The sequence below is a fragment of the Pararobbsia silviterrae genome, from assembly GCF_003628125.1.
Taxonomy (GTDB): Bacteria; Pseudomonadota; Gammaproteobacteria; order Burkholderiales; family Burkholderiaceae; genus Pararobbsia; species Pararobbsia silviterrae.
In genome coordinates this window covers 215,489-242,094 of record NZ_RBZU01000010.1, presented here as the reverse complement: position 1 = coordinate 242,094, position 26,606 = coordinate 215,489, and the positions used below count along the sequence as shown (strand labels likewise).

Below are 26,606 nucleotides of genomic sequence, written 5' to 3'. Positions count from 1 at the left end.
AGGCCGGCGGACTTGCCGCCGCCGGCGCGGGCCTGGGCATGACGGGGATCGCGCAGGCCGCGACCGAGCCGTCTTCCCACGCGCCGGGCGCGCGCGCGAATACGGCGGCCGCCGCACAGGTCGAGCCGTTCTATGGCGAGCATCAGGCGGGCATTGTCACGCCGCAGCAGACGCATACGTATTTCGCGGCGTTCGACGTGACGACGCACGAGCGCGCCGACCTGATCGCGCTGCTCAAGGCCTGGACCGATGCGTCGGCGCGTCTGACGCGCGGCGACACGGCCAAGCCGATCGATCCCGATACGGCGTCCGCCTCGGTCGCGGGTGCGGGCGCGCAGGCGGCCTCGGGCGACAACGCCGAACTCGGCGCCATGTCGACCTTGCCCGACACGGCGCAAGGTGCGAGTGCCCCGGATGTGAACGCAGGCGGGGCGGCGAACGGCGACGGGTACGGCGGCGCATCGACGCCCGCGTATGGCGCAGCGATTTATGAGGACTCGGCCGAAGCGCTCGGTCTCGGTCCCGCGCGCTTGACGCTCACGTTCGGTTTGGGGCCGACGCTGTTCACGCGCGACGGTATCGACCGGTTCGGCATCGCGAAGCACCGGCCCGACGCGCTTGTCGATCTGCCGCGTTTCAACGGCGACCAGATCGTCAAGGAAAAGAGCGGCGGCGATCTCTGCATTCAGGCGTGCGCGAACGATGCGCAGGTCGCGTTCCATGCGGTGCGTCAGCTCGCGCGGCTCGCGAACGGCAAGGCGCAGATCAAGTGGGTTCAGTCGGGCTTTCTGTCGCAGCCCGGCGACGGCACGACCGCGCGCAATCTGATGGGCTTTCGCGACGGCACGAACAATCCGCCGACGCGCGATCCGGCCGCGATGGAGAAATTCATCTGGGCCGGCGACGAAGGACCCGCATGGATGCGCGGCGGCACCTATACGGTGTTTCGCCGGATCCGGATCACGCTCGAACACTGGGACAACACCGAGGTCAGCTTCCAGGAGGCGGTGTTCGGCCGTCACAAGTACTCGGGCGCGCCGCTCGGCAAACAGAAGGAATTCGATGCGCTCGATTTCGACGCGAAGGATCCGCACGGCAATCCCGTGATTCCCGAGAACTCGCACGTGCGCTTGTCGAATCGCGCACAGAACAACGGCATGCAGCTGTTGCGCCGGTCGTATTCGTACAACGACGGCGCGAACTTCTATATCGAGCGCTGGCCGCCGTGGCGCCAGGAACTCGAATACGACGCGGGATTGCTGTTCGTCGCGCATCAGCGCGACCCGCGCGCGGCTTTTGTCCCGATCAACGCGCGGCTCGCCGCGACCGACCTGATGAATCAGTTCACGACCCATGTCGGCAGCGCGATTTTCGCGTTGCCGCCCGGTGCGAAGCCCGGTTCGTTTATCGGCGCCGCGTTGTTCGAAGCCTGATCGGGCACGGTATCCACGTATCTGTATCTGTCGTCACAACACTTCTACTTTCTCTCTCAGGACATCGATATGGCCTTTTCGTGGCTCAATCCGGTTCGCCGCCTCCCTGTGCGATTCGCGCTCGCCGGCGTCGCCGCGGCCTGCTTCGCGATGCAAGCGGGCGCCGCGACGTTGACGTTGTACAGCGCGCAGCACGAGCAATTGACTGAAATGCTCGCCAAGGACTTCGAGAAGGCCTCGGGCATTTCGGTTCGCGTGCGCGACGGCGAAGGTCCCGCGCTCGCCGCGCAGCTCGTCGCCGAAGGCGCGGCGACGCCCGCCGACGTCTACTTGACCGAGAATTCGCCCGAACTCCTGTTGCTCGAGGAGAAGGGCCTGCTCGCACCCGTGCAGGCCGACACGCTCAAGACCGTGCCCGAGCACTACAACTCGCCGACCGGCGCGTGGCTCGGCGTCGTCGCGCGCGAGAACGTGCTCGCCTACAACACGACGAAGGTTCAGGCATCGCAGCTGCCGGCCTCTCTGCTCGATCTCGCGCAGCCGCAATGGAAGGGCAAGGTCGGCATTGCGCCGAGCGATGCCGACTTCCTGCCGCTCGTGAGCGCGGTGCTCGCGACGAAGGGTCACGATGCGACGGTCGCCTGGCTCAAGGGCCTCAAGACCAACGCGCAGATGTTCGACGACGACGAAGGCGTCGTGGCGGCCGTCAATCGCGGCGCGGTCGCGACGGGCATCATCAACAACTATTACTGGGCGCGTCTGCATGTGGGCATCGGCGACGCGGCGACGCATAGCGCGATCTATCACTTCCCGGCCGGCGATGTCGGCGCACTCGTCGTCGTCTCGGGCGCGGCGGCGCTCAAGGCGTCGAAGAACGGTGACGCGGCGCAGCAGTTCCTCGCCTATCTCGTCAGCGAACGTGCGCAGAAGCTCATGGCCGCCAGCCATATCGACTTCGAATATCCGCTACGGCCCGGCGTCGCGGCCGATCCGATCCTCAAGCCGTTCGATCAGTTGAGCCCGCCGCCGATCGACGTGCAGAAGCTTGGCGACGACAGCCAGGCGGCGAAGCTGCTGCGCGAGGCCGGTCTGCTTTGATGGACGCGGGCGCTTCACAGCCGACTGCGAAGTCGACCTCACAGCCGACTTCGCAGCCGATCGCGGCCTCTTTGCCCGCGCCGCTCGATGCACCCGCGGCACGGCGCGCGAAACGCGCGCCGTGGGCGCTGTTCGGCATCTGCGCGCTGCTCGCGCTGTGGGTGCTGTCGCCTTTGGTCTATACGGTCCTGCGCGCGGGCGAGTTCTCGCTCGACGATATCCGCGATCTCGTTTGGCGGCCGCTCGTCGGCGAACTGCTTTGGAACACCGTGCTGATCGTCGTCAGCGCGACGGCCGCGTCGGCCGTCATCGGGACCGCGGCCGCCTGGTTCGTCGAACGCACGCGCTTGCCCGGCCGACGCATGTGGGCGGTTCTCGTCGCGATTCCGCTCGCGGTGCCCGCTTTCATTTCGAGCTACGCGTGGGTGTCGCTGAGTCTCGATCTACAGGACTTCGCGGGCGCGCTGATCGTCATCACGTGTTCGTACTACCCGCTTGTGTATTTACCCGTCGCCGCCGCGTTGCGCGGGATGGATCCGTCGCTCGAGGAATCGGCGCGCGCGCTTGGCTGCGGCCCGTGGGTCGTGTTCGCGCGCGTGATCGTGCCGCAACTGCGGCCCGCGTTGTTCGGCGGCATGTTGCTCGTCGCGCTCGGTGTGCTCTCGGAATTCGGGGCGTTCACGCTGCTGCGCTTCCGCACGTTTACGACCGAGATCTATGCGGAATACCGCACGACGTTCGATGGCGCTGGCGCGGCCGTCTTCGCGTGCGTGCTCATCGTGTTGTGCCTGATTCTGATCGGCCTCGAATTCCGCGTGCGCGGCGCGGCGCGATACGAGACGACGGGACGGGGCGCGCGCCGCTTGCCCGTGATCTACGCGCTCGGCTGGCGCGTGGTCCCCGTGCTCACGGGCTTCGTCGCGCTCGCGGTCGCGACGCTCGGCGTGCCGATCGGCATGATCGTGTTCTGGCTCACGCAGCCGGGCGCCGAAGCGTTGACGCCCGCCGAAGTCTCGTTCGACCGCGTGTTCGACGCGACGCTCGCGTCGTTGGGCCTCGGCGCATCGGCCGCCGTTGTCGCGACCGTGATCGCGTTGCCGCTAGGCGTGCTGCTCGTGCGATACCCCGGCCGATGGGCGACGTTGTTCGAACGCATCGTCTATCTGATGCAGGGGATTCCGGGCATCGTGATCGCGCTTGCGGTCGTGTCGCTCGCCGTGCGTGCGTTGCGTCCGCTTTACCAGAGTTGGGAATTGCTCGTGCTCACGTATGCGCTGATGTTCCTGCCGTTCGCGCTCGTCAACGTGCGCGCCGCGCTCGTGCAGGCGCAGCCGCGGCTCGAAGAAACGGCGCGCTCGCTCGGGCTCGGCTGGTTCGCGGCGGTCTGGCGCGTCATGGTGCCGCTCGCGGGCCCGGGCCTCGGCGCGGCCGCGGCGATGGTCTTCACGACCGTCATCACGGAACTCACGACGACGCTGCTGCTCGTGCCGATCGGCACGCATACGCTCGCGACCGAAGTCTGGGCCGATACGTCGACGCTCGCATTCGCCGCGGCCGCGCCGTATGCGGCGCTGCTCGTCGGTCTCTCGCTCGCGGCGACCTGGATGCTGATCGTGTTGTTCGGGCGATCGGCCGTACTTGGAAAGGATGCATAACTCGAATATGGCCGCGATCAGCATTGCAGGTCTCACGCATTCGTTCGACGGCGTGCCGGTGCTACGCGGCGTCGATCTCGACGTCGCATCGGGGCGTCTCGTCGCGCTTCTGGGGCCTTCGGGCAGCGGCAAGACGACGTTGCTGCGCCTGATTTGCGGATTCGATCGCGCCGAACAGGGTTCGATCCGCGTCGGCTCGACGATCGTCTCGGCGCCCGGCGTGCATCTGCCGCCCGATCGGCGGCAGATCGGCTATGTGCCGCAGGAAGGCGGGTTGTTTCCGCATCTGAGCGTCGCCGACAACATCGTGTTCGGCCTGCCGCGCGCGCAGCGCAAGGCGCGCCATCGCGTGAGCGAGTTGCTCGACATGGTCGGTTTGCCTGCGTCGTTCGCGACGCGTGCGCCGCAGCAGCTTTCGGGCGGACAACAGCAACGTGTGGCGCTTGCCCGCGCGCTCGCGCCGTCGCCGGCCCTCGTGTTGCTCGACGAGCCGTTTTCGGCGCTCGATACGGCGCTGCGTCAGGAAACACGGCAGGCCGTCGCCGACGCGCTCGCCGCGTCGGGCGCGACCGCGCTGCTCGTCACGCACGATCAGTCGGAAGCGTTGTCGATGGGCTCGCAAGTCGCCGTCATGTGGCATGGGCGTCTGATCCAGGTCGACACGCCCGAAACGCTCTACCGGACGCCTGTGACCTCGGCACTTGCGCGCTTTGTCGGTGAGGCGGTGCTGCTCGATGGCGTCGTCGAAGGCGGCACCGTCGAATGCGCACTGGGCCGCGTGCGCGTGCAGGCCGATCTGCGACATGATCGTTCGTCCGACGTCGAAGTCATGATCCGGCCCGAACAGATCCGGATCGAGCCGTCGAGCGCGGCGGCGCAAGCCTCACGCGCGCCGCGCGCCGATGCGAGCACCGCGCAGACAGTCGCCGCACGGGTTGCCGATATCGCGTATTTCGGCCACGACGCGAGTATTCGGCTGCAGATCGACCGCGACCCGTCGCGCTGGATTTCGGCGCGCGTATCGGGCCAGGTTCCGCTCGCGGCCGGGCAACACGTCGAACTTTCGCTGCAAGGCGGCGCAGTCATTTATTCACGGAACTGACGCGGGACGAAGACCCTGCGCGCGCTGCGCGATCCTGCCTTTCGACTTGACACTGTGCGTACGCACAGATATCCTTGCCCGCATGAACAAAGACTCGCCTGCCTTCGACGAATGCAACTGTTTCGCGCTGCGTCAAGCCGCGCGTTATGTCACGCAGTTGTATGAACGCCATCTCGCGCCCGTCGGCCTGACGGCCGCGCAGTTTTCGCTGCTCGCGAAGCTCGCGCGCCGTGGCGACTGGACGATGGCGGAGCTGGCCGAATCGATGGTGATGGACCGCACGACGCTCGTGCGCGCGATGAAGCCGCTGCAGCGCGACAACTTGATCGTGACGGGCACGGCCGAGCACGACTCGCGCACGCATGTGTTCAATCTGTCCGATGCGGGCCGTGCGAAGTTCGGCGAGGCGCGCGAATGCTGGCGCGTCGCCCAGCACGAGTTCGAAGCATCGTTCGGCTCCGCGCGCGCGAAGGCCTTGCGCTCGGAACTCTTCGCGGTCCCGCAGGCCTGAGCACACCGCACACCGCACACCGCACACCGCACACCGCACACCGCACACCGCACACCGCACACCGCACACCGCACACCGCACACCGCACACCGCACACCGCATGGCGTTGCGGTATTGCTGCAACGCCGCGTTCGTCATGCGCGTTTCCGCCGTGTTCCCCCGTTTTCCTCCGTTTGCGACGTACTGTTCCTCATACCCTCCGATTGCCGACGTTCAAACTGTGTGCATTGCAGACACAGATTGATGAACCGGATCGACGTCCGCGGAATCGTCGTTCGAGCCGCAGTCCGAACGATCGCGATCCGCGATCGTTAGCGTCGTCGCAGTGTCTTCTTCCACTCGCTTGTTATTTGAAAAGTCGATTGCTAGGCTTTAACGGCTCCAGACCAAAGCCGTATTCAAGAACGCATCACGCACCCGTATTTCATGCGCGATTCACGTGCTCGCAATCGAGTTCGATGTGGAGGCGTCAATGGGAGTCAGGCCGCAGCGACGGGGAGTCTCAGACGAAGGGCGGCTAGCCGATCGCGGCGGGCGCCGATGCGTGGCGATCGCACGCATTGCTGCGCTTGCCCTCGCGTTCGCATTGTCCGCGTGTGACAAGAAGCCTCCTGCGCAGGCGATACCGCCCGTGCCCGTGACCGTCATGACGGTCACGCAACAGGAAACCCCGGTCGATTTCATCTTTACGGCGCAGACGCAGAGTTCGCGCGAGGTCGAGATCCGCGCGCGCGTCGACGGTTTTCTCGACAAGCGCGCGTACACCGAAGGCTCGCTCGTGCATGCGGGTCAGGTCATGTTCGTGATGGACCGCAAGCCTTTCGAAGCGGCGTTGCAGACCGCGAAGGGCGCGCTCGCGCAGCAGCAGGCGCGGCTGACGGTCTCCAAGGCAAACCTCGCGCGCGTGCTGCCGCTGGCCGCGCAGAACGCATTGAGTCAAAAAGACCGCGACGACGCGATCGGCGACGAGAAGCAGGCCGAGGCAGCCGTCATTTCCGCGCAGGGCCAGGTCGAAACCGCCGAACTCAATCTGAGCTACACGATCATCAAGTCGCCGCTGACCGGGCTGTCGAGCTATGCGCGCGAACAGGAAGGCAGCTACGTGACGCCGACGACCTCGGGCCTGCTGACCTACGTCTATCAACTCGACCCGATGTGGGTCAATTTCAGCATTTCGGAAAACGAGCTGCTCCGGTATCGCGACCAGATCACGACCGGTCAACTGCGCTTTCCGCCGCATAACCAGTTCGACGTGACATTGATTCTCGCCGATGGATCGGTTTTTCCGGGGCAGGGGCACATCGATTTCACGAACCCCGCATTCAGTTCGGAGACGGGGACCTTCCTCGTGCGCGCCGTGTTCGAGAACGCGAAGGGCACGTTGCGGCCCGGCCAGTTCGTGCGCGCGCGCGTCTCGGGCGCGGTGCGGCCGAATGCGCTGCTCGTGCCGCAGCGCGCGGTGCTGCAAGGCTCGAAGAGTCACTTCCTGTGGGTCGTCGAAAGCGACGGCAAGCCGCATCAGCGTGTCGTCGAGGTCGGCGAGTGGCATGGCGACGACTGGTTCATCACCGACGGCCTGCATGCGGGCGAGCGCGTGATCGTCGACGGCGCGATTCGCGTCTCGGCCGAGTCGCAACTCAAGATCACAGGCGAGCCGGGCAAGACGGCCCAAGGGGCCGCCGAATGAATATTTCGCACTTCTGCATCGACCGGCCGATCTTCGCGTCGGTGATCTCGATCGTGATCACGCTCGCGGGCGCTCTCGCGATGTTCTCGTTGCCGATCGCGCAATACCCGGACATCACGCCGCCGCAGATCACGATCTCCGCGACGTATCCGGGCGCGAGCGCCGACGTCGTCGCCGATAATGTGGCCGCGCCGATCGAGCAGCAAGTCAACGGCGCGGACAACATGATCTACATGAGCTCGTCGAGTTCGTCGACCGGCAACCTGACGATCAACGCGTACTTCGAGATCGGCACGAACCCCGAACTCGCGCAGGTCGACGTGCAGAACCGCGTGAATCTCGCGTTGCCGCAGTTGCCTCAATCGGTGCAGTCGCAGGGCATCCAGGTCCAGAAAAAATCGTCGGCCTTCATGATGGTCATCGCGATCTACTCGCCCGAGGAGCGGTACGACGCGACCTATATCGCGAACTACGCGAACATCTATGTGCTCGACGCGCTCAAGCGCATTCCGGGCGCGAACCAGGCGAGCATCTTCGGCACGCCCGACTACGCGATGCGTATCTGGCTGCGGCCTGATCGCATGGCGCAGCTCGGCATCACTGCGGCCGACGTGCAGAGCGCGGTTGCGAACCAGAACCAGCAGTTCGCGGTCGGCCGGCTCGGCCAGTCGCCGACGGGATCGGCGGTCGAACAGTCGTTTGCCGTCACGACGTCCGGACGTCTCGTCGATCCCGCGGAGTTCGAGAACATCATCATTCGCGCGCAAAGCGGTGCGGCCGCGATCGTGCGGCTCAAGGACATCGGCCGCGCCGAACTCGGGCAGAAGGACTATTCGATTCGCGGCCGTTTCCAGGGCAAGCCCGCGACGGTCATCGCGGTCTATCAGCAGCCGGGCGCGAACGCGCTCGATGTGTCGAAGCAGGTTCGCAAGACGCTCGAGAGCATGAAGAAGACGTTTCCCCAGGGCATCGAATACAAGATCGCGATGGACACGACCGAGTTCACGCGCGCGTCGATCTCCGATGTCGTCAAGACGTTCTTCGAGGCCGTCATCCTTGTCGTCGTCGTCGTGTACATCTTCCTGCAGAGCTTCCGGGCGACGCTGATTCCCGTGCTCGCCGTGCCGGTCTCGATCGTCGGCACGTTCATGGGCATGTCGGCGCTGGGCTTCTCGATCAATATGCTGACGTTGTTCGGCATGGTGCTTGCGATCGGCATCGTCGTCGACGATGCGATCGTCGTCATCGAGAACGTCGAGCGTAATATGACCGAGCGCAAGCTCAGTCCGAAGGACGCCGCGAAGCTCGCGATGGACGAGGTCTCGGGGCCGGTCGTCGCGATCGTGCTCGTGATGTGCGCGGTGTTTGTGCCCGTCGCGTTTCTCGGTGGCATCACGGGGCAGCTCTACAAGCAGTTCGCGATCACGATCGCGATCTCCGTCGTCCTGTCGGGCATCGTCGCGCTGACGCTGTCGCCCGCGCTGGCCGCGGTGTTGCTCAAGCCCACGCACAAGGAAAAGCGCGGCTTTTTCAAATGGTTCGAAAACGGGTTCTCGCGCATGACGCACGGGTACGGCAATCTCGTCGAGCTTGTGATCAAGCGCTATGTGATCGGCCTGCTGCTGTTCGCGGGCGTCATCGCGCTGGCCGTGCTGATGATGCGTTCGATCCCGGGTGCGTTCCTGCCGCCCGAAGATCAAGGCTATCTGCTCGGCGCGGTGCTGATGCCCGATGCCGCGAGTCTCGATCGCACGGAGGCGGTCTCGGGCGACGTCACGAACTACTTCTCGAAGCAGCCGGGCGTCGACAGCGTGACGACGATCACGGGCTACAGCCTGCTCGACAGCCAGATCAAGAACAACGCGGGCACGTTCTTTATCGGACTCAAGGGATTCGACGAGCGCTATTCGTCGGACAACATTCGCACGCAGAACGTGCGCGCATTGCTCGTCGGCGCGTACAAGTCCTTGTCGACGATCCAGGAGGGGATCGTGCTGCCGATCAATCCGCCCGCGATTCCGGGGCTCGGCACGACGGGCGGCACCGAGATGTGGATCCAGAGCACGGGCGACGGCACGATCGCGCAACTGGCGCAGGTCGTGCAGGATTTCGTCGCGCGCGCGAAGAAGCGGCCCGAACTCACGGGGGTCACGTCGACGTTCAACGCGGCGTCTCAGCAATTGCGCGCGAACGTCGATCGCGACAAGGCCTCGACGCTTGGTGTGCCGATCAGCGATGCCTATAGTGCGTTGCAGACGATGTTCGGTTCGCTCTATGTCTCGCAGTTCACGCGGTCGAGCCGGCTCTGGCAGGTCATTCTGCAAGCCGAGCCGTCGTATCGGCTCACGCCGAACGATCTGGATCAGATCTTCGTGCGCAACGTATCGGGCAGCATGGTGCCGCTCAAGTCGTTCGTCTCGTATCAGTACGTGACCGGGCCCGATCTGATCACGCGGTTCAACAACTTCCCCGCCGTGAAGATCACGGTCAACGCCGCGCCCGGCTACAGCTCGGGTCAGGTGATTTCGACGCTTCAGGAACTCGCCGCGCAAATGCCGTCGGGCTACGACGTCGGATGGAGCGGCGAGGCGTACGAATCGGTCAAATCGGGCGGCACGTCGGGGCTCGTCTTCGTGTTCGGCCTCGTCATGGTGTTCCTGATCCTGGCCGCGCAGTACGAGAAATGGAGCTTGCCGATCGGCGTGCTCATGGCCGTGCCGTTCGCGCTGTTCGGTGCGTTGCTCGCGGTGCTGCTGCGCGGACTCGACAACGATATCTATTTCCAGATCGGCCTGACGATGTTGATCGCGCTCGCGGCGAAGAACGCGATCCTGATTTTCGAATTCGCCGTGCTCAATCGCGAGCAGGGCAAGTCGGTCTACGAGTCGGCGGTCGGCGCGGCGAAAGAGCGTCTGCGTCCGATCGTCATGACGTCACTCGCGTTTATTCTCGGCTGCGTGCCGCTGGCGATCGCAGTCGGTGCCTCGCAGAACAGCCGACATTCGATCGGTACGGGCGTGATCGGCGGCATGATCGGCGCGACCTGTATCGCCGTGTTCTTTATCCCGATGTTCTTCTTCCTGCTTGAATCGTTGTCCGAGCGCGGCGACAAATCGAAGCATGAGCCGCATGAATCCGAAGGCGGATCCGGCCCAGTGGCGCCGCCCGCGTCGGGGGCTTCGGTGGCGTCCGCGACGACGCGGGACGACTGAGATGAAGGCCCCGATCGTCATGCATGCGAACGCGTCCGGCAAAACCGGGAGCGGGCAACGGCCGGGTTCGCGAGGCCGCGCGGCGCGGCGCGTATCGATACGCGCCGTGCTCGCGGGTGCATCGATGATCATGAGCCTGGGCGCGTGCACGCTCGGCCCCGACTATGCGCGGCCGAAAGTCGAAGTGCCCGCGAACTTCCGCTTCGCGGACACGGAGATGTCGGCCGTCGCCGACGCGGCTTGGTGGGAGCAATTCAACGATCCCGTGCTCAACGATCTGATCGCGACGGCCCTGGCGAACAACAAGGACGTCAAGATCGCCGCTGCGCGAGTCGATCAATATCGCGCGCAATTCGTGCAGACGCGTTCGCAATTCTTTCCGCAAGTCAGCGCGGGTTTCGACGCGCAGCGGCAGCGTCTCGATCAGACGCAGGCGGCGCTGTTGCCGCGTGGTGCGAGTCCGGTCGGCAACGCATTCGACGCGACGCTCGGCGTGTCATGGGAGATCGATCTGTTCGGGCGGATCCGCCGCGAAACGGAGGCGGCGCGCGCGAGCGTGCTGTCGAGCGTCGAAGGCCGCCGCGCGACGATTCTCGCGCTCGTCGCATCGGTCGCATCGGGCTATGTCAATTTGCGCGCGCTCGATGCGCAGCTCGAAATCGCGAAAGAGACGACAGCGAGTCGCGCCGATTCCGTCCACGTGTTCACGTTGCGTTTCAACGGCGGCGAGATCTCGCAGATGGAGCTTGCGCAGAGCCAGTCCGAATACGAGGCGTCGGCGGCGACGGTGCCGCAGATCGAGGCGCAGATCGCGCAGCAAGAAGATGCGTTGTCGGTATTGCTCGGCCGCAATCCCGGGCCGATCGCGCGCGGCCGCTCGATCGATGCGCTCAATGCGCCCGTGCTGCCTGCGGGGTTGCCGTCCGATCTGCTCGAACGCCGGCCCGACGTGCTCGGCGCCGAACAGGATCTGGTCGCCGCGAATGCGTTGATCGGCGCGGCGCGCGCGCTCTATTTCCCGCAGATCTCGTTGACGGGCGTGCTCGGCACCGAGAGTGCGCAATTGTCGAATCTGTTCACGGGACCGACGAAGTTCTGGTCGCTCGCGGGCTCCGTTGCGCAGCCGATCTTCACGGCGGGCAATATCACGGGCCAGGTTCGGCAGGCCGAGGCGCAGCAGCAACAGGCGCTCTATACGTACGAGAAGACAGTACAGACAGCGTTTCAGGAAGTCGACGACACGCTGATCGGCGTCCAGAAGTCGCGCGAGCAGCTTGCCTCGCAATCGCGTCAGGTCGATGCGTTGACGACGTATGCCCATATGGCGCGAATGCGTTACGAGGGCGGCTATACGAGCTATATCGAGGTGCTCGACGCGGAGCGCAGTCTGTTCAGCGCGCAATTGAGCGTCGCGCAGACGCATAGCCTCGTTCTCACGTCGCTCGTGACGCTCTATAAGGCAATGGGCGGCGGATGGGTCATCGAAGCCGAGGCGAAGGCCGATGCGGCGGCACAGACGGATGCGGGGACCGCGCTTCCCGCATCTGCGGCGCAAGGGTCGTCGTCGAGTCCTTGACGATCGGCGAGACGATGCGGACGTCGGGATGCGGTGCGCGCGCCGTGATCGACGGACGCGCATCGAGGCGGACCGTTCTTCATGCGGTGCGTCATCGGTGTACGCCGCTCCCGATGCGTGCCGCCCATCACGTTCGAATCAATCCCCCGACGGGCCGGATGCCGCCGACGCGCGCGAACAGCGCGGCCGCAGTCCGATGCGGATCGAGGCCGAGGCTCTCGCTCGCGGCGCCCGCGATCAGCGCATCGAGCGAAGCGGTCGGCTTCAGATCGCGGCCTTCATAGAGATTCGCGGGTGCGAGGCCCGGCCAATCTGCGACGACGCGTCCGCCCGCGACCGCGCCGCCGATCAGCATCGCGACCGAACCCGTGCCGTGGTCAGTGCCGGCCGTGCCGTTCGGCGCCGCGGTGCGGCCGAACTCGGTGGCGACGAGGACCGTAGTCTTGCTCCAGGTCGGCCCGAGTCCGTCGCGCAGCGCGGCGATCATCGCGTCGAGCGCCTTGAGTTGCGTCGTGAGCCGCCCGGCTTGCGCGCTATGCGTATCCCATCCGCCTGTCTCGATCATCGCGATACGCGGTCCGTCGTCGCGTGCGAGAAAACCCGCGGCGAGCTTGCCGACGCTCGCGGCGTCCTGGCGCGCGCCCGCGTCGGCCGCGAGTCCGCGCGCGGTCATCGCGGCGTCCCAGAGCGGGTGTAACTGTGCGTCGTGTTCATACAGTTGCGAGACGCGCATGAGCAGATCGTCGGGCGCGGGCGGCAAGCCCGACGCCGCATACGAGGCGACCGATGCCGGACCGCGCAGCGCCATCGGCACGGTCGGCGCGAACGCGATCGCGTTGTCGCGCGTCGCGGGCAGCAGGCCCACGAGCCGGTTGAGCCAGCCGTCCTTGAGCTGATAAGCGGCGGTGCCGCCCGTTTCGAGGACGTTCTGTCCATCGAAGTGCGAACGGTCGCGATACGGCGAGGCGACGGCGTGCACGAACAAGGCTTCGTGCGACGCATACATCGCCGCGATCTGCGTGAGTGAAGGATGTAGCGCGAACATACCGTCGAGCTTCGGCGCGGACGTCGTGTCGACCGCGAGCGATCCGCGCAGCGTCGCATAGGCGGGATCGCCATAGGGCACGACGATATGGAGGCCGTCCGCCGCGCCGCGCTGGATCACGAAGACGAACCGGCGATCGGTTTCGACGCGCGCGAACGCGATATGCGGTCCGACGAGCATCGCGCCCGCGCCGGCGGCGGCCAGACGAATAAAAGTGCGGCGATCGATCATCGCGGTTATCTCCGTTGAAAATCGGGTGACACGAGCAGCAGCGCAATCGCGGTCGAAGTGCTTTCCGCGCGCGATACGGCGAGTCCGGTCGCATCGCTGAGCGAGCCCGCGAGCAGTTGTTGACCGAGTTCGCGCGGATCGGCGCGGTCGCCGAAACGCGCGGCAAGACGCTGCGCGGCTTCGACGCGGCGTACGAGCGCATCGGGCGCGGCCCAGCTCGCGGCAATGTCGTCGTATCCCGCGGGCGAGCCCGGACGCCAGGTTTGCTGTCCGAGCTGCGTGAGCAGCGGCGCGGGCTGCATCGTGCCGAGATCGCGCACGCCGAGCCCGCGCAGCGACGAGAGCGTCCATTCCCAGGGCGTCTTGAACTTGACGGCCGCGGGCGACCACGCTTGCGGCGCGTCGATGAGCGCGCGATAGACGGTCGGCAGATCGCCGCCGCTGCGCATATAGGCGAGCGCGAGCGAATCGACGGCATCGGGCGGCGGCGTGTCGGCGATGAAGTGCCGCGCGAGTTTGGTCGCGATGTGTTGCGCGGTTGCGGGCATCGTCGAGAGGTCGTGCAGGATCGCGAGCGTTTGCGCTTCGCCGGGCTGCGGGTAGCGATGGCCCATGATCGTGCGCACGCCGGGTTCGTGGACGTCGGGCCGGAACACGAAGCTGCCGTTGGGCGCGTTGCCGGGCTGCGGGCCCTTCGCGCCCGCGATGCTCCAGCCCGTCATCGCGCGGGCGAATTCGGTGACGTCGTCTTGCGTATAGCCGGTACGCACGCCGAGCGTATGGAGCTCCATGATCTCGCGCGCAAGGTTTTCGTTGAGACCGCGCTTGTGCGCGGGATCGCGCTGGGCTGCGCGCAGGCCGGTCGCGCTATCGGGACCGATCGAGCCGTTCTGGTCGAGGAAGAATTGCATTGCCGGATGACGTTCGACCGCGACGAGCATGTCTTCGAAGCGGCCGAGCACGTGCGGGCGGATCGCTTCGGCCTCGAAGGCGCCCGCGTAGGCCGCGAGCGGGCTCTTGTCGATCGAGACCGCGAAATGATTCGACCAGAAATGCACGAGGCGCTCGATGAACGGCGTGCCCGTCGTGAGGGCACTGAGCACGCGCGCGTCGACGGCATCGCGGTAGGTGTCGCGCGAGGCGACGCGCGCGGCCTGGTTCGCGGCCACGCGTTCGGCTTTGCGTACGGCGTCGTTGTTGCGCGGTGCGCCGAACGGCTGTCGCGCCATGTTCTGGGCCGGCGCGTTCGATGACGCGGCGGCGCTTGCATGGACGCCTGGACTGGCGCTCGCACTGGCCGCGGCACTCGCACTCGCACTCGCACTTGCATTGGCCATGGCCATGGCCATGGCCTGCGCGCGCTGCGTTTCGAGGTCCGCCGCGATCGCCAGGCTCGACGGTTGATCGCGCCACGCGGGCGGTGCGGGATCGTAGGCGTCGAATTGGGACAGCAGCCAACGCTTCGGATCCGTGGGGACGGGCTCGTTGGCGCGTGCGCCGAGACCGAATCGGTTCAGAGCGATGGCGCCGGATGTCAGCGCGGGATCGTTCGCCATGCGTGTTCCTTCAGTAACGCGTTGCGTGCGTGCTCGGGTGATTATCGGCACGTCGGCTTACAGACATGAATCGACGACGATTACGGTTGGATAACGCCGCTCGTCGAGGTGTCCGTGACCTGCGCGTTTAACGCGGCTCGACGCGAAAAGCGAGCGCGCGAAAGTGTAAAGATTTATTTTTCGGCGCCATGGGCGAAGGCCGATTCAGAGTACGGCGTTCTGGAACGGCATGATCTGAAGTCCGACGCATGGCGAGACGCGCCTTGAACCTGTCAGGCCTGTCAGCTTCGAAACGCTCCGAAACATAGGGAGCATCCATGCCCGTCAGGCATGGGGTCACCATTCGTTACGCGCGCCGATCCGCGTCTCTATTGATTATTTCGATTCCGGATGTGTCTTCTCGTCGCATGATCGGATATCTCCCAGGCATCGTATTCGGCCATTCGCGCGGACCCCGTGCGGCACGGCAACATGCGCCCATGTAAGCTGTTTTACATATCGCAGACGTCGCGGGCCGCGTGACATGGGAGTTTCGATGCGTCCCGGAAGGGCATTTCAGCAGTGGTTGAGTTGCACGATTTCAGTGGGTGGCGCGCTCGGCGCGTTGTTCAGTTCACATGCTTGCGCTCAGGAGCTTTCCGCCTTCGCGGGCGCTGCACAGGTCTCGAACGACCGCACCTATTCATGGGCGCTCGAATACCAGGAGGGCCTCGGCAATTTCTTCGCCGTGAGCTTCATGTGGCTCAATGAAGGTCACGTGCCCGACAATCATCGCGACGGGCGAACCGTGCAGTTATGGGCGCGCTGGCCGTTGTTGGATCGCAAGCTCGTGATCTCCGCAGGCGTCGGGCCGTACCGCTATTTCGACACCGTCACGGGCTATGCGAACGGCACATACGAGGACGAGCACGGCTGGGGCGCGATCTACAGCCTGCGCGCCGCGTACTACGCGTCGAATCGCTGGATCGCGCAGCTTCAGCTCGACCGCATCCACGTGTCGAACGGACCCGACTCGTCAGCCGTGCTGATCGGTATCGGCTATCAGCTCGATCCGCCCGATCAGCAGGGGCCACGCGACTGGCCCATCCGGCGCACGTCGCCCGTCACGGACAACGAGGTCACGGTCTACGGCGGCCGCACGATCCTCAACTCACCGAGCTCGCCTGTCGCGTTCGCGGCCGGGATCGACTATCGGCACGGTCTGTTGAGCTGGCTCGATGTCAGCGCGGGGTATCTCCATCAGGGCAGCTCCGATGACGTCCAGCGCGACGGCCTCTATGCTCAACTCTGGGCGACCCGCGTGTTTTTCAACGATACGGTCACGGTCGGCGTCGGCGCGGGCCCGTACTATGCGCTCAATATCGCAAACGGCCCCGAATCGGAGACGGCCAGCAGAGGCAAAGTTTCTGGATTGGTGTCGATCTCAGGTACATATCGATGGACCGATCACTGGGATACGCGGATCACATGGAATCGCGTCGTCACGCACTACAACGCGGATACGGACGTGATTGTCGCGGGCATCGGATATCGCTGGTAGAGCGCGATTGTCGGCGTGCATTGCGATGCGCGCGGATGCGTCATGCGACGAGCACAATGCTCCACGCATTGACGCATTGACGCATTGACGCATTGACGCATTGACACAGCAACACAGCAACACAGCAACACGACGACGCGACGACGCGACGACGCTGCGAACGACGGCGTTTGTGCCGCGTGCGTTGTCGCTGTCGAGCCAAGTTAAAGAATTATTCAGTGTTATTCGACGGTCCATTCGGCAATGATGGCGATGGCCGTCGAACCGTCGCCGGCGCGAGCATGAAGAAGAGCCGCGACCGATGCGCATTTTGCTGATTTCCGCCCACCACCCCGACGCCCGGTATCTGATGAAGGCCTTGCTCGAAGCGTCGCACAGCGTCGAGGAACTCGACGACGTGCGCGACGGCGTATTTGCCGCGACCGAGGAAGCCTTCGACGTGATCGTGCTGCTCGCCGACACGCCGACCGATTCGAAACGCTTGCAGGACGATGTCGCGGTGCTCAGGGGCGTCGCGCGCGATGTGGTGTTGCTCGCGGTGTCGGATCGCCTGCGGCCCGAGGATCGGACCGCATTGCTCAAGCTCGGCGCGGATGCGGGATTCGAGCGGCCGGTGTCGTTCCTCGAATTCAATGAACGCATGAAGCGTCTGCTGCGCATGCGTTCGCCGCGCTTGTTCTCGCGCCTGAGCGCGCTCGATGCCGAAACGCTGACCTATGCGCACGATGCGTGCCGCTGCAAGCTCACGCGCCACGAGTACCTGATGATGGAGTGCCTGCTTCGCGCAGGCGAGGCGGCCGTCCCGCGCGATGTGCTGGTTCGATATGTCTGGCCCGGCAAGGATGACGTCAATCCGTCGAATCTCAATCTGCTCGCATCGCGGTTGCGCTCGAAGATCCAGAGCCTCGGCATGCGCGTGAGACTCGTTGCCGTGCCGAGCGTCGGATACAGCCTGGTCGAATCCGCCGAATAAACACCGTGACGCGAAGCAACGCCATGACGCCGCGCGATGAACGACACGCGCGGCGTCATGGTTCGAATCGACGACGCGTTCAGGCTGCGACCGCGTCGCGCGAGGCCGCTTGACCCGAATAGAACGGATAGTCGACATAGCCGACCTCCGTGCCGCCGTAGAACGTGTCGCGATCGTACGGGTTCAGCGGCAGGTTATGACGCAGGCGTTCAGGCAGGTCCGGATTCGCGAGGAAATCGCGGCCGAACGCGATGAGATCCGCATGACCGGCTTCGACCGCGGCGATCGCGTCGGCGCGCTTGAAGCCGCCCGCCGCGATGATCGTGCCGTGGAATACCGCGCGCAAGGTCTGCGACGCGACGGGATTCTGGTCGCGCTTTTCATTGATGCTGTTGCCGACGACACGCGGTTCGATGATGTGCAGATACGCGAGGCCGAGCGTGTCGAGTTCACTGACCACGTACGTGAACAAGCCCACCGGGTCGCTATCGTGCATGCCACCGAATTCGCCGCTCGGCGCAAGGCGCACGGCGACGCGGTCGCTGCCCCAGACGTCGATGACGGCCCGCGTCGTTTCGATCAGGAAGCGCGCGCGGTTCTCGAACGAGCCGCCATAGAGGTCGGTGCGCGTATTGCTGCCGTCCTGCAGAAACTGATCGAACAGATAGCCGTTCGCGGCATGCAGCTCGACACCGTCGAATCCGGCTGCGCGGGCGCGCACGGCCGCCGCGCGGAAGCTGTCGGTCAGGCCGTGGATCTCGTCGATCGTCAGCGCGCGGTTCGGCGTCGTCGCGACCCAGCCGGCTGCCGTATAAGCCGCGCCGTTATGCACGATTTCGGACGGGCCGACCGGCACGTCGCCGTCGGGTTGCAGATCGACGTGGGACTGACGGCCCGCGTGATAGATCTGCGCGAAGATCGTGGCGCCCTTGGCGTGAACCGCGTCGGTCACGGCCTTCCAGCCGGCGATCTGGCTGTCGTCGTAGAGGCCGGGTGCGCCGAGATAGCCATTACCGCCGGGCGCGGCGATCGTGGCTTCGCCGATCAGCAGGCCGCCCTCGGACGCGCGCTGCGCATAGTATTCGGCCATCAACGCGCCCGGAACGGCGCCGGCTTCGGCGCGCATCCGCGTGAGCGGGGCGAGCACGACGCGATGCGAGATGGAGTAGGGACCGACGTTCACGGGGGAGAAGAGCGTGTTCATGATGGTGTCCTCGAAGGGCGATGGGCCCGGGGTTCGATTCAGGGTGCGCTTCGTGTCGGGTCGGCAGGGGCTGCCGGTGTGCCTTGCGTTCAGCGCGCGTTCAACTTGGAATCGATTATGGGCAGGCCCCTGCGGCGGATAAATCGCGCATTGCCTCCAGGACTTGTCGACGCAGGCTAATAATCCGACCCGGCTCGACCGGTACGACCGATACGATCAGCCCGACCGATCCGAGCCAAGCGAACCTAAGCCGAGCCGCGTCGAGCGAAGCTAAGCCGGCCTAAGTCGAACCGAGCCCAGCCAAGGCGGCGAAATTCGATCGAGCCCGCCGAGCCGAAGCGACTCGGAACGCACGGAGTCCTGCGCGAGACGCGCCCCGGCCGATTCCGGTCGATCTCGCCCGCTGCCATCGCGTCAGCTGCGCGAGTTGTCGTCTTCTTCCTGTGCGAACAGGCTCCAGCTCGCCATGAACAGGGCCGCGACGAGCGGGCCGATCACGAAGCCGTTGATGCCGAGCACGGACATGCCGCCGAGCGTCGAGATCAGCACGACCCAGTCGGGCATCCGCGTGTCCTTGCCGACGAGGATCGGGCGCAGGATGTTGTCGACGAGTCCGATCACGAACACGCCGAACACGATGAGGATCACGCCCTTCCAGAGGTGATCGCTCACGACGAAGTAGACCGCCGCGGGCGCCCAGACGATCGACGCACCGACCGCGGGCAGCAGCGACAGCACGGCCATCACGACACCCCAGAGCAAGGCGCTCTGGATGCCGAGCACGGCGAAGATCGCGCCGCCGAGCACGCCTTGTACGGCCGCGACCGCGACGTTGCCCTTGATCGTCGCGCGCGCGACCGTCGTGAATTTCGCGAGTAGATGGGCCTTGTGGGCTTCGTCGAGCGGCAGCGCGCGTTGGATCAGGCGGCTGATCGCGGGACCGTCGCGTAGCAGGAAAAACACGAGATAGAGCATCACGCCGAGGCTGACGATGAACTGGAACGTGTTCTGTCCGATCCAGAGCGCCTGTGTGCCGACGAAGCGGCTGATCTGCGTGGCGCCGTCGGTGATGCGCTGTTGAAGCGCCGCGACGTCGTGCAATCCGAAGTGTTCGATGACGGGCTGAGCCCACGAGGGCATCAGCTGGACCGCCTGCCCGTACGATGCCGCGAGGTCGATCTGGCCCGAGCGGATCTGGTCGTAGACGTTGCCGATATCGCTGACGAGCCGCATCGCGATCAGGATCACGGGGACGATCACGAGCACGAGCACGATCATCAGCGTAACGAACGCGGCGAGGTTCGGGCGTTGCCCGAACGCGCTCACGAGACGCCGTTGGACCGGATGAAACAGCAGCGCGAGCATCACGCCCCAGAACACGGCGCTGAAGTATGGCCAGAGCACCCAGGCAAGTGCGAGCGTCACGACCAGCAGCAGGCCGTGGAAGAATCGCCGATGAACGGTACTGCCGTCAGCGTCTGGCTTCATGAAGAAGAGATCCGGTTGTCGAAACCCGCGAACGCAAGCAATACGTATTCCCGGCGGTCCGGCGGTCCGGCGACCCCGCGTTCGGGCGTCGCACGTCGCGCGCGGTTCGGCGCCTACTTGGCGAAGAGTTGGCCGATGTCCTTGAAAGCCTTGAATTCGAGCGCGTTGCCGCAGGGGTCGAACAGGAACATCGTCGCCTGTTCGCCGACCTGCCCCTTAAAGCGGATATACGGTTCGATGACGAACGTCGTGCCGAACGACCGGAGCCGTTCGGCGAGCGCTTCCCATTGGCTCCATTCGAGCACGATGCCGAAATGCGGAACGGGGACGTCGTGACCGTCGACCGGATTGCGATGCGCATTGTCCTGCGAGGCGGTCTTGGGATGCTCGTGAATCACGAGCTGATGGCCGTAGAAATCGAAATCGACCCACTGCGTGCTGGAACGGCCTTCGGCCAGGCCGAATACGCGGCCATAGAAATCGCGCGCGGCGGCCAGGTCGTAGACGGGGATCGCGAGATGAAACGGCGAAAGAGACATGCGGCACTCCGGGAAGATCGCGGCCCGCCTCCGGTCGGGCGGCCGCCCCGAGTATCGCATGCGAAATCGCGCCGGACCCTGCGGCCCGTACGCGTGATGTGAGCGGTGTGCGCTACGCGGACTGACGCGTGCGTTTCGCCGGCATGACCGGCGCGTCCCCGGATGCCACACGCGGCCGCCGCACGGCTCGGATCGTGCCGCTGCCGCCGCCTCCGCAGAAGAACTGTTCGTGACCGTCCGCCTCGAGACCCGATACGCCGACGCCCGCGGGCATGTCGAGGCTTTCGATGATCGCGCCCGTCACGGGATCGATGTGCCGAAGCTCGCTTTGATCGCCCTCCCACGTGCCGTGCCAGAGTTCGCCGTCGACCCAGGTGACCCCCGTCACGAAGCGGTTCGATTCGATCGTGCTCAGGATCGTGCCGGTCTCGGGATCGATCCGGTGGATCTTGCGCGCGCGATATTCGCCGACCCAAAGTGCGCCTTCGGCCCACGCGAGTCCCGAATCGCCGCCGTTGCCGGGCGCGGGGATCGCGGCGAGCACGCGGCCGGTCGCGGGGTCGATCTTGAGGATCCGGTTCTCGGAGATCTGGAACAGATGCGTGCCGTCGAACGCGGTGCCCGCGTGGGCGGCGACGTCGATCGAGCGTCCGGTCTCGCCGCTCGCGGGATCGAGCGTCTTGATCGCGTTGCCGGCGGCGAACCAGACCTGCGTGCCGTCATACGTGACGCCGGCGACGGACTCGACATCCGGAAACGGACCATATTCGCGGACGATGGTGGCGGCGGATCGTTTCATGACGGGTCTCCTGGCGGGATCGATGATGTGCGCGCGCGACGCGCCGAAAAGCGAATCGCACGCCGTCCCGGCGGCGAATCGCATAGGCCGCATCCTAGCCGCCTGGCGGCGTGGCCGGGAGTAACAAGGTTGTCGCGAATTCGGGCACGGGCGGTGTGATCCAGCGCACGGCGCGGCCGCGGCCAAGCGTCTGCGCCTTGCCCTCGGCGGCGAGCGTTTCGAGCGCGCGCTGCACGGAGCGCTGGCTCGCGCCGAGCGCGATCGCGAGCGCCGAACTCGACCACGACTCGCCGTCGGCGAGGCACGCGAGAACGGCCGCGTGCGCGTCGTCGACGGGTCGCGCGAGCACGACGACGTCGCGCGCGACGCGCGGTTCGAGCGCGTAGCCGTCCCGCGTCGCGCGGATCCGTGCGATCGGTTCCAGGAGCGTGCGCAGCCGACCGATTTCGACGCGCAGCCGCGCGCGATGCGACGCATCGGCGAGCTTGAGGCGGAAGGCCCGCGCGACGAGCGCATCGCGCGCCACGTCGCCAGGCCAGGCAGCGGCGAGTGCGCAGGCGAGCGCGAACAGCACCGGGCGCGTGGCGAGCGAGACGACGGTATGCGCATCGCGCACGGCGTAGCGGCATGCGTCGGCGATCAGCGTGTCCGAGGCGAACAGCGTTTCGACGTCGTCGAGCCGCATCGGCATCGGCATCGGTTCGCGGCGCGTGAGGCGGCGTGCGGCGGGCGCGTCGAGCATACGCGACACGCCGTCGACTTCGGCGTCGAGCGCCGCGATGCCCGCGCGCCGCGCCGCGCTTCGGGCTTGGGCGAGCGCGACGCGCGCGTCGCGCGCACGGACCCTGCGCATCGCGATGCCCGCGACGGCCAGCGCATGGATGGCGTGGAGCGCGGGCGGCAGCGCGTCGGGAACGATGTCCGCGAGCAGTGCGTCGGCCTCGTCGAGCCGCCCGATCAGCAGCAGCCGCCGGACTTCGAGATAGCGGGCATGCGCGGCATTGATGACGTCGCCATGGGTTTCGAGCGTGATGCGCGCGGCATCGAGCGTCTTGACGGGCCAGCCGAGATCTCGCGCCGCGAGCGCGATCTCGGCTTCGGCGACAATACAGCGTGCGCGCGCGACCGCCTCGCGGGGCCCGAATGCGCGCGCCGCGCTGCGCACGAGCGTGCGTGCGCGTTCGAGGTCGCCGAGCTGCGCGATGGCGATGCCGCGTAACGCGAGCGCGGGCGCGTCGTCTCGCAGCGCGACACGCTTGAGCGCGCCGAGCGGGTCGCCGGCGGCAAGCGCGCGCGCCGCGGCCGTGATCAACGAATCCATCCGAGCCTCGTCACACGCGTGTCCTCGCAGCGGAGCGTCGCGCCAATCTAGCATGGCCTTCGAACACGTCGCGGACGAATCGCGCCAAACATGTCACTCCCCGTCGCGGCCTGAGCGGCCTTACTCTGACCGCTCGATCCACTATCGGGCCGTGTCGATCGTTCGATCGACCGGACTCGATCTTCGAAGGAGGGCGAAACCATGGCAACCCATCCGACCGGTACGCGAGAGGCGTGGCTCGCCGCGCGCCTCGATCTGCTCGAAGCCGAGAAGGACCTCACGCGGCGCAGCGACGCGCTCGCGCGACAACGTCAGGCGTTGCCGTGGGTTCGCATCGACAAGAACTACGAATTCGATACCGACGCCGGGCGCGCGACGCTGGCCGATTTGTTCGGCGGACGTTCTCAATTGCTCGTCTATCACTTCATGTTCGGACCCGATTACCGGGCCGGATGCCCGTCGTGCTCGTCGATCGCGGACGGCTTTGCCGGATTCGTGACGCATCTCGCGCATCACGACGTCTCGTTGACGGCGGTGTCGCGCGCGCCGCTCGCCAAGCTGCGCGAATATAAGCGGCGCATGGGATGGACGTTTCCGTGGGCGTCGTCGGCCGACGACGCGTTCAGCTTCGATTTCAACGTGGCGTTCACCGCGCAGCAGCAGCGAGACGGCGACGTCGAATACAACTACGCGCGCGGGCGTCATGCGATGGATGCCGTGCCCGCCCCCGCGCCGGTCGTCGAATTCGCGGCGACATGCGGTACCGACGCGGCGACGTATTCGCTCGACCGTCCCGGCATGAGTACCTTCGTGCTCGAGGACGGCGTCGTCTATCACGCGTATTCGACCTATGCGCGCGGTCTCGACGGGATCTGGGGCATGTATCAATGGCTCGATCGCGCACCGAAGGGGCGCAACGAAACCGGCATCTGGTGGCGCCGGCACGACGAGTATTGATGGAGCCGGATCGACACGGCGTCGCGACGCGGCCCGGCACAGGCCGATTCAGCCCAGCCCAGCCTGGTCCGGCGCAGCCCAGCCCGGCCGTTGCGCGATGCCGGTCGGCCAGGCGCGGATGCGCGAATTCGCGCTTATTCGGACTTATTTGCGCGCCGTCATGAGGCCGCTGTCGTCGACACTGAAACGATGTCCGCGCCAGACAACGCGCGAGGACCGGAAGCTCGCGATGAACACATAAAACAGCATCAATTCGCAAAGCGGCAGCACCGCCAGCCCATGGAGCGTGCGTCCCAGCGCGCGATCGGCTTGAATGCCGACATGCAGTCGCGAGAGCAGCGCCACGCCGAGCAGCACGAGGCTCCAGGGCGCGGCGCCCGCGAGCAGCATGGCGATTAAGGCGAGCGCGAACGGATAGGTGATGACCGAGCCCAGATGACCCTGCGGCGTGATCCGGCGGATCGTGCGGCTCGCGCGGAGTTCGTGATGGACGAACGCGCGCGACGTGGTCTCGACGCAGGCTTGCGTGACGATGAACGGCGGGATCTCGACGCGCAGACCGATCGCGCGCACGGCCTCGCCGATCGCGTGGTCTTCGGCGAGATGGCTCGAGAACTGGGTGAGGCCGCCGATGCGTTCGAGCGTATCGCGGCGCATCGCGATCATCGGTCCGAAACACGGGCGCGCGAGCTTCGATACGAGCCCGATCACGACGCTCGGCACGAAGTGATAGTTGCAGGCCGCCGCCGATACGCGCGGCCAGAAACCCGGATCGGGCTGGCCGCGGAACAGGCAGCTCACAAGGCCGACATCGGGCTCCTCAAGTGTCGCGACGACGTGGCGCAGCGTGTCGGGCGAGGCGTGGACGTCGCTGTCGGCGAATACGAATACGGCGTGCTTCGCATGCGCGAGCATGTTCACGATGTTGCTGATTTTCCGATTCGGGCCGTGCAGCCGCGTGTCGGCGACGACCGTCACGTCGGCGTGCGGATAGCGCGCGCGGATCGCTTCGACGGCTTCGAGCGCGGGATCGTGCGCGTCGTGCACGCCGAACAGGAATTGCACGGGGCCCGGATAATCCTGGACGAGAAAGCTCGACAGGTTGTCGACGAGCGCGTGTTCGCGGCCATGCAGGGGCCGGATCACGGTGACGGCCGGAAACGCGGCGGGCGCGCCGAGCGGACGCCGGAAGAACGAGGCCATGAGCAGGCTGGACACGATGGAATACAGACATCCGAGCGCGGCCGCTGTCGCGACGCACACGGTTACGAGCATCCGGATCTCATGGATTGTCATGCACTCACGCGTCCTTTGCCGGGCGGCGGCGGGCTCGAAATATCCGGCGATTCTAGGTTCGCCTATCTGAAGACATCCTTAAGTCCCGCGGCTTTCCGAATGTCTCGGTCGCCGCATCGGCGTGTCGCGCAGTCGATCGTGCGCGCACCGTGCGGGCATTGTCGTGGCCCTAAATGATCGGGATATGACTGTCGGGACGTGTGGGATACGACGCCGCATCAGATAGGCCGATCCGGATGCCACGATGCGTCAAGACGCGCCTCCGGATGCGGCGTCCGCGCGATCGAGCGACCGTCAGGGCGCGATGTCACATATCTGTAAAGATTTTTGATTCGGGGCCGATATTGCGGATGTCTGAGCGTCATCAATACGCGATCGGGCGGCGCCGGAGCGGATCATCGAGCATGCGACCGGGTGCGCCGCCATCGCGAGGATCGAGACCGGAGGGACACGCGATGGCACATTTCGACCCCAGCCCGATTGTCGGGCCTCTGTACGGCGTCGCCGGCTGGCTGATCGGCTCGGTTGTTTTCGTCTATTTCGCGCTCGGCGCGCAAGGCATGACGATCGAGCAGCGCGAAATGCTGCCCCGCTGGATTCTCAACAGAGCCATCTGTTTAAGCGTCGCGGGCGTTTGCGCGGTGTTTGCGGGTATCAAGTACGCGGGCTGGATGTAGCCCCGAGGTTGAAACGGCCGTCGCCGCCATATCGTGCGTATCGTGCGCGTCGTCGATTCGCGACGCGTGGGCCGACGGGTCGTCAGCCGTGGTCGTGAAGCGTCATCGTGCGGAATACGTCGCGCACGAAGTCTTCGAGATGCGTTTCATAGTGCGGCATACCGGGATCGATCTCGGCGAGCGTCGGTTTGCCCTGCGCGCGCCGGATGACGTCCACATAGGCTTCAATGACGTCCATCGACGCCGAGGCGGGGTAGGGTTCGTCCGGCGTCGGTCCGGGCGGTCCGTACAGCGAGGCCTCGCGGGTGGTCCGCTCGGCGCATGCACGGATTTCGATGGGCTCGGCATAACGGCGCAGACCGGGCGCCAGCCTGGGCATGATCGGGGCCACGGCGTCCGCGGCGCGGTGATCCCGCATATTCGCGCGGCCGGACGCGCCATCCCCCGCCCTGAAACCCGCGCGCGATCGGTACCCTGCGCACGCGTCTTCCCAGCGCCGTCTTAGCCAGACGGACATCCGTACGCACGCGCCCCTCCTGAAAAGCTTCACCTTCGTCTCCTGTCACCGCACACCCGGCCGTCGTGTGCGGCCGCGCGGATGAATTCACGCTCTATGAGCCCGTTGTGAAGATGCCGACGCGCTTGAGGATTCGGCGATCGGCCGAAGGCAGTATCACGCTTTTGAAGACATGGATCTATTCGGGCA

Annotated in this window: 21 protein-coding genes; 12 read left to right on the top strand and 9 right to left on the bottom strand. The window is 65.8% G+C overall.

The features are described from left to right. Positions 1–38 precede the first annotated feature (38 nt). The 8 genes from D7S86_RS20845 (at position 39) to D7S86_RS20810 (ending at position 12,274) form a co-directional block, all read left to right on the top strand. Complete coding sequence (locus D7S86_RS20845; RefSeq protein WP_158602045.1) at positions 39–1,433, top strand: Dyp-type peroxidase; 1,395 nt, start codon at positions 39–41, stop codon at positions 1,431–1,433. 69 nt (positions 1,434–1,502) lie between these two features. Beyond that, positions 1,503–2,531, top strand: a complete 1,029-nt coding sequence (locus D7S86_RS20840) for an extracellular solute-binding protein (protein WP_121088860.1) — start codon at positions 1,503–1,505, stop codon at positions 2,529–2,531. Next, positions 2,531–4,186 (top strand): ABC transporter permease, encoded by a 1,656-nt coding sequence (locus D7S86_RS20835; protein WP_121088858.1) that lies wholly within the window; start codon positions 2,531–2,533, stop codon positions 4,184–4,186. The genes D7S86_RS20840 and D7S86_RS20835 overlap by 1 nt, the downstream gene beginning before the upstream one ends. 7 nt (positions 4,187–4,193) lie before the next feature. Next, positions 4,194–5,288, top strand: coding sequence for an ABC transporter ATP-binding protein (locus tag D7S86_RS20830; protein WP_121088856.1), 1,095 nt, complete (start codon positions 4,194–4,196; stop codon positions 5,286–5,288). 82 nt (positions 5,289–5,370) lie between these two features. Then, a complete protein-coding gene (locus tag D7S86_RS20825; RefSeq protein ID WP_121088854.1) occupies positions 5,371–5,799 on the top strand; it encodes a MarR family winged helix-turn-helix transcriptional regulator in 429 nt (142 codons plus the stop codon). Between the two features lie 472 nt (positions 5,800–6,271). Then, complete coding sequence (locus tag D7S86_RS20820) at positions 6,272–7,486, top strand: efflux RND transporter periplasmic adaptor subunit (RefSeq protein ID WP_121088852.1); 1,215 nt, start codon at positions 6,272–6,274, stop codon at positions 7,484–7,486. Beyond that, positions 7,483–10,698, top strand: a complete 3,216-nt coding sequence (locus D7S86_RS20815) for an efflux RND transporter permease subunit (RefSeq protein WP_121088850.1) — start codon at positions 7,483–7,485, stop codon at positions 10,696–10,698. Before D7S86_RS20820 ends, D7S86_RS20815 begins: the two co-directional genes overlap by 4 nt. 124 nt (positions 10,699–10,822) lie before the next feature. Continuing rightward, the gene (locus D7S86_RS20810; protein ID WP_205962864.1) at positions 10,823–12,274 is read left to right on the top strand and encodes an efflux transporter outer membrane subunit; all 1,452 of its coding nucleotides are present in this window, start codon (positions 10,823–10,825) and stop codon (positions 12,272–12,274) included. A 127-nt stretch (positions 12,275–12,401) separates the two neighbouring features. Here the strand turns inward: D7S86_RS20810 and D7S86_RS20805 are convergent, their stop codons facing one another. Both D7S86_RS20805 and D7S86_RS20800 read right to left on the bottom strand, forming a co-directional pair. Beyond that, the gene (locus D7S86_RS20805) at positions 12,402–13,550 is read right to left on the bottom strand and encodes a DUF1501 domain-containing protein (RefSeq protein ID WP_121088848.1); all 1,149 of its coding nucleotides are present in this window, start codon (positions 13,548–13,550) and stop codon (positions 12,402–12,404) included. A 5-nt stretch (positions 13,551–13,555) separates the two neighbouring features. Next, entirely contained in the window at positions 13,556–15,106 is a 1,551-nt protein-coding gene (locus tag D7S86_RS20800) for a DUF1800 domain-containing protein (protein WP_121088846.1), read from the bottom strand. Between the two features lie 535 nt (positions 15,107–15,641). Between D7S86_RS20800 and D7S86_RS20795 the strand changes: the two genes are divergently transcribed. Next, positions 15,642–16,646, top strand: coding sequence for a hypothetical protein (locus D7S86_RS20795; RefSeq protein ID WP_121088844.1), 1,005 nt, complete (start codon positions 15,642–15,644; stop codon positions 16,644–16,646). A 301-nt stretch (positions 16,647–16,947) separates the two neighbouring features. Then, complete coding sequence (locus D7S86_RS20790) at positions 16,948–17,619, top strand: response regulator transcription factor (RefSeq protein ID WP_121088842.1); 672 nt, start codon at positions 16,948–16,950, stop codon at positions 17,617–17,619. A gap of 79 nt (positions 17,620–17,698) precedes the next feature. On the opposite strand, the gene D7S86_RS20785 is transcribed toward D7S86_RS20790, so the two are convergent. From D7S86_RS20785 to D7S86_RS20765, 5 genes are all read right to left on the bottom strand, one after another. Then, positions 17,699–18,823 (bottom strand): alkene reductase, encoded by a 1,125-nt coding sequence (locus tag D7S86_RS20785; protein ID WP_121088840.1) that lies wholly within the window; start codon positions 18,821–18,823, stop codon positions 17,699–17,701. Between the two features lie 414 nt (positions 18,824–19,237). Continuing rightward, entirely contained in the window at positions 19,238–20,311 is a 1,074-nt protein-coding gene (locus D7S86_RS20780) for an AI-2E family transporter (RefSeq protein ID WP_121088838.1), read from the bottom strand. 113 nt (positions 20,312–20,424) lie between these two features. Further along, positions 20,425–20,850 carry a VOC family protein gene (locus tag D7S86_RS20775; RefSeq protein WP_121088836.1) on the bottom strand — a complete coding sequence of 142 codons (426 nt, stop codon included), beginning with the start codon at positions 20,848–20,850 and terminating at the stop codon, positions 20,425–20,427. 112 nt (positions 20,851–20,962) lie between these two features. Continuing rightward, on the bottom strand, positions 20,963–21,649 hold the full coding sequence (locus D7S86_RS20770; RefSeq protein ID WP_121088957.1) for a Vgb family protein: 687 nt from the start codon (positions 21,647–21,649) through the stop codon (positions 20,963–20,965). A gap of 94 nt (positions 21,650–21,743) precedes the next feature. Beyond that, the gene (locus tag D7S86_RS20765) at positions 21,744–22,970 is read right to left on the bottom strand and encodes a helix-turn-helix domain-containing protein (RefSeq protein WP_121088834.1); all 1,227 of its coding nucleotides are present in this window, start codon (positions 22,968–22,970) and stop codon (positions 21,744–21,746) included. 201 nt (positions 22,971–23,171) lie between these two features. Here D7S86_RS20765 and D7S86_RS20760 point away from each other — a divergent pair, with 201 nt between their 5' ends. Then, positions 23,172–23,927, top strand: a complete 756-nt coding sequence (locus tag D7S86_RS20760) for a DUF899 domain-containing protein (protein WP_121088832.1) — start codon at positions 23,172–23,174, stop codon at positions 23,925–23,927. Between the two features lie 144 nt (positions 23,928–24,071). Here D7S86_RS20760 and hpnI read toward each other — a convergent pair whose 3' ends face one another. Further along, positions 24,072–25,223, bottom strand: coding sequence for a bacteriohopanetetrol glucosamine biosynthesis glycosyltransferase HpnI (hpnI, locus tag D7S86_RS20755; RefSeq protein WP_121088830.1), 1,152 nt, complete (start codon positions 25,221–25,223; stop codon positions 24,072–24,074). A 455-nt stretch (positions 25,224–25,678) separates the two neighbouring features. On the opposite strand from hpnI, the gene D7S86_RS20750 reads away from it, so the two are divergent. Next, entirely contained in the window at positions 25,679–25,900 is a 222-nt protein-coding gene (locus D7S86_RS20750; protein ID WP_121088828.1) for a hypothetical protein, read from the top strand. Positions 25,901–25,982: 82 nt separating this feature from the next. On the opposite strand, the gene D7S86_RS20745 is transcribed toward D7S86_RS20750, so the two are convergent. Next, the gene (locus D7S86_RS20745; protein ID WP_147432409.1) at positions 25,983–26,279 is read right to left on the bottom strand and encodes a hypothetical protein; all 297 of its coding nucleotides are present in this window, start codon (positions 26,277–26,279) and stop codon (positions 25,983–25,985) included. Between the last annotated feature and the right edge of the window lie 327 nt (positions 26,280–26,606).

Bases quoted from the DNA above. Each gene is read 5' to 3' on its own strand.
- D7S86_RS20745 (WP_147432409.1), bottom strand. From the start codon at position 26,279: ATGCCCAGGCTGGCGCCCGGTCTGCGCCGTTATGCCGAGCCCATCGAA.
- D7S86_RS20760 (WP_121088832.1), top strand. From the start codon at position 23,172: ATGGCAACCCATCCGACCGGTACGCGAGAGGCGTGGCTCGCCGCGCGC.
- D7S86_RS20790 (WP_121088842.1), top strand. From the start codon at position 16,948: ATGCGCATTTTGCTGATTTCCGCCCACCACCCCGACGCCCGGTATCTG.
- D7S86_RS20770 (WP_121088957.1), bottom strand. From the start codon at position 21,649: ATGAAACGATCCGCCGCCACCATCGTCCGCGAATATGGTCCGTTTCCG.
- D7S86_RS20815 (WP_121088850.1), top strand. From the start codon at position 7,483: ATGAATATTTCGCACTTCTGCATCGACCGGCCGATCTTCGCGTCGGTG.
- D7S86_RS20840 (WP_121088860.1), top strand. From the start codon at position 1,503: ATGGCCTTTTCGTGGCTCAATCCGGTTCGCCGCCTCCCTGTGCGATTC.
- D7S86_RS20785 (WP_121088840.1), bottom strand. From the start codon at position 18,823: ATGAACACGCTCTTCTCCCCCGTGAACGTCGGTCCCTACTCCATCTCG.
- D7S86_RS20805 (WP_121088848.1), bottom strand. From the start codon at position 13,550: ATGATCGATCGCCGCACTTTTATTCGTCTGGCCGCCGCCGGCGCGGGC.
- D7S86_RS20835 (WP_121088858.1), top strand. From the start codon at position 2,531: ATGGACGCGGGCGCTTCACAGCCGACTGCGAAGTCGACCTCACAGCCG.
- D7S86_RS20830 (WP_121088856.1), top strand. From the start codon at position 4,194: ATGGCCGCGATCAGCATTGCAGGTCTCACGCATTCGTTCGACGGCGTG.
- D7S86_RS20750 (WP_121088828.1), top strand. From the start codon at position 25,679: ATGGCACATTTCGACCCCAGCCCGATTGTCGGGCCTCTGTACGGCGTC.
- D7S86_RS20820 (WP_121088852.1), top strand. From the start codon at position 6,272: ATGGGAGTCAGGCCGCAGCGACGGGGAGTCTCAGACGAAGGGCGGCTA.
- D7S86_RS20765 (WP_121088834.1), bottom strand. From the start codon at position 22,970: ATGGATTCGTTGATCACGGCCGCGGCGCGCGCGCTTGCCGCCGGCGAC.
- D7S86_RS20845 (WP_158602045.1), top strand. From the start codon at position 39: ATGACGGGGATCGCGCAGGCCGCGACCGAGCCGTCTTCCCACGCGCCG.
- D7S86_RS20810 (WP_205962864.1), top strand. From the start codon at position 10,823: ATGATCATGAGCCTGGGCGCGTGCACGCTCGGCCCCGACTATGCGCGG.
- D7S86_RS20795 (WP_121088844.1), top strand. From the start codon at position 15,642: ATGCGTCCCGGAAGGGCATTTCAGCAGTGGTTGAGTTGCACGATTTCA.
- D7S86_RS20800 (WP_121088846.1), bottom strand. From the start codon at position 15,106: ATGGCGAACGATCCCGCGCTGACATCCGGCGCCATCGCTCTGAACCGA.
- D7S86_RS20775 (WP_121088836.1), bottom strand. From the start codon at position 20,850: ATGTCTCTTTCGCCGTTTCATCTCGCGATCCCCGTCTACGACCTGGCC.
- D7S86_RS20780 (WP_121088838.1), bottom strand. From the start codon at position 20,311: ATGAAGCCAGACGCTGACGGCAGTACCGTTCATCGGCGATTCTTCCAC.
- D7S86_RS20825 (WP_121088854.1), top strand. From the start codon at position 5,371: ATGAACAAAGACTCGCCTGCCTTCGACGAATGCAACTGTTTCGCGCTG.
- hpnI (WP_121088830.1), bottom strand. From the start codon at position 25,223: ATGACAATCCATGAGATCCGGATGCTCGTAACCGTGTGCGTCGCGACA.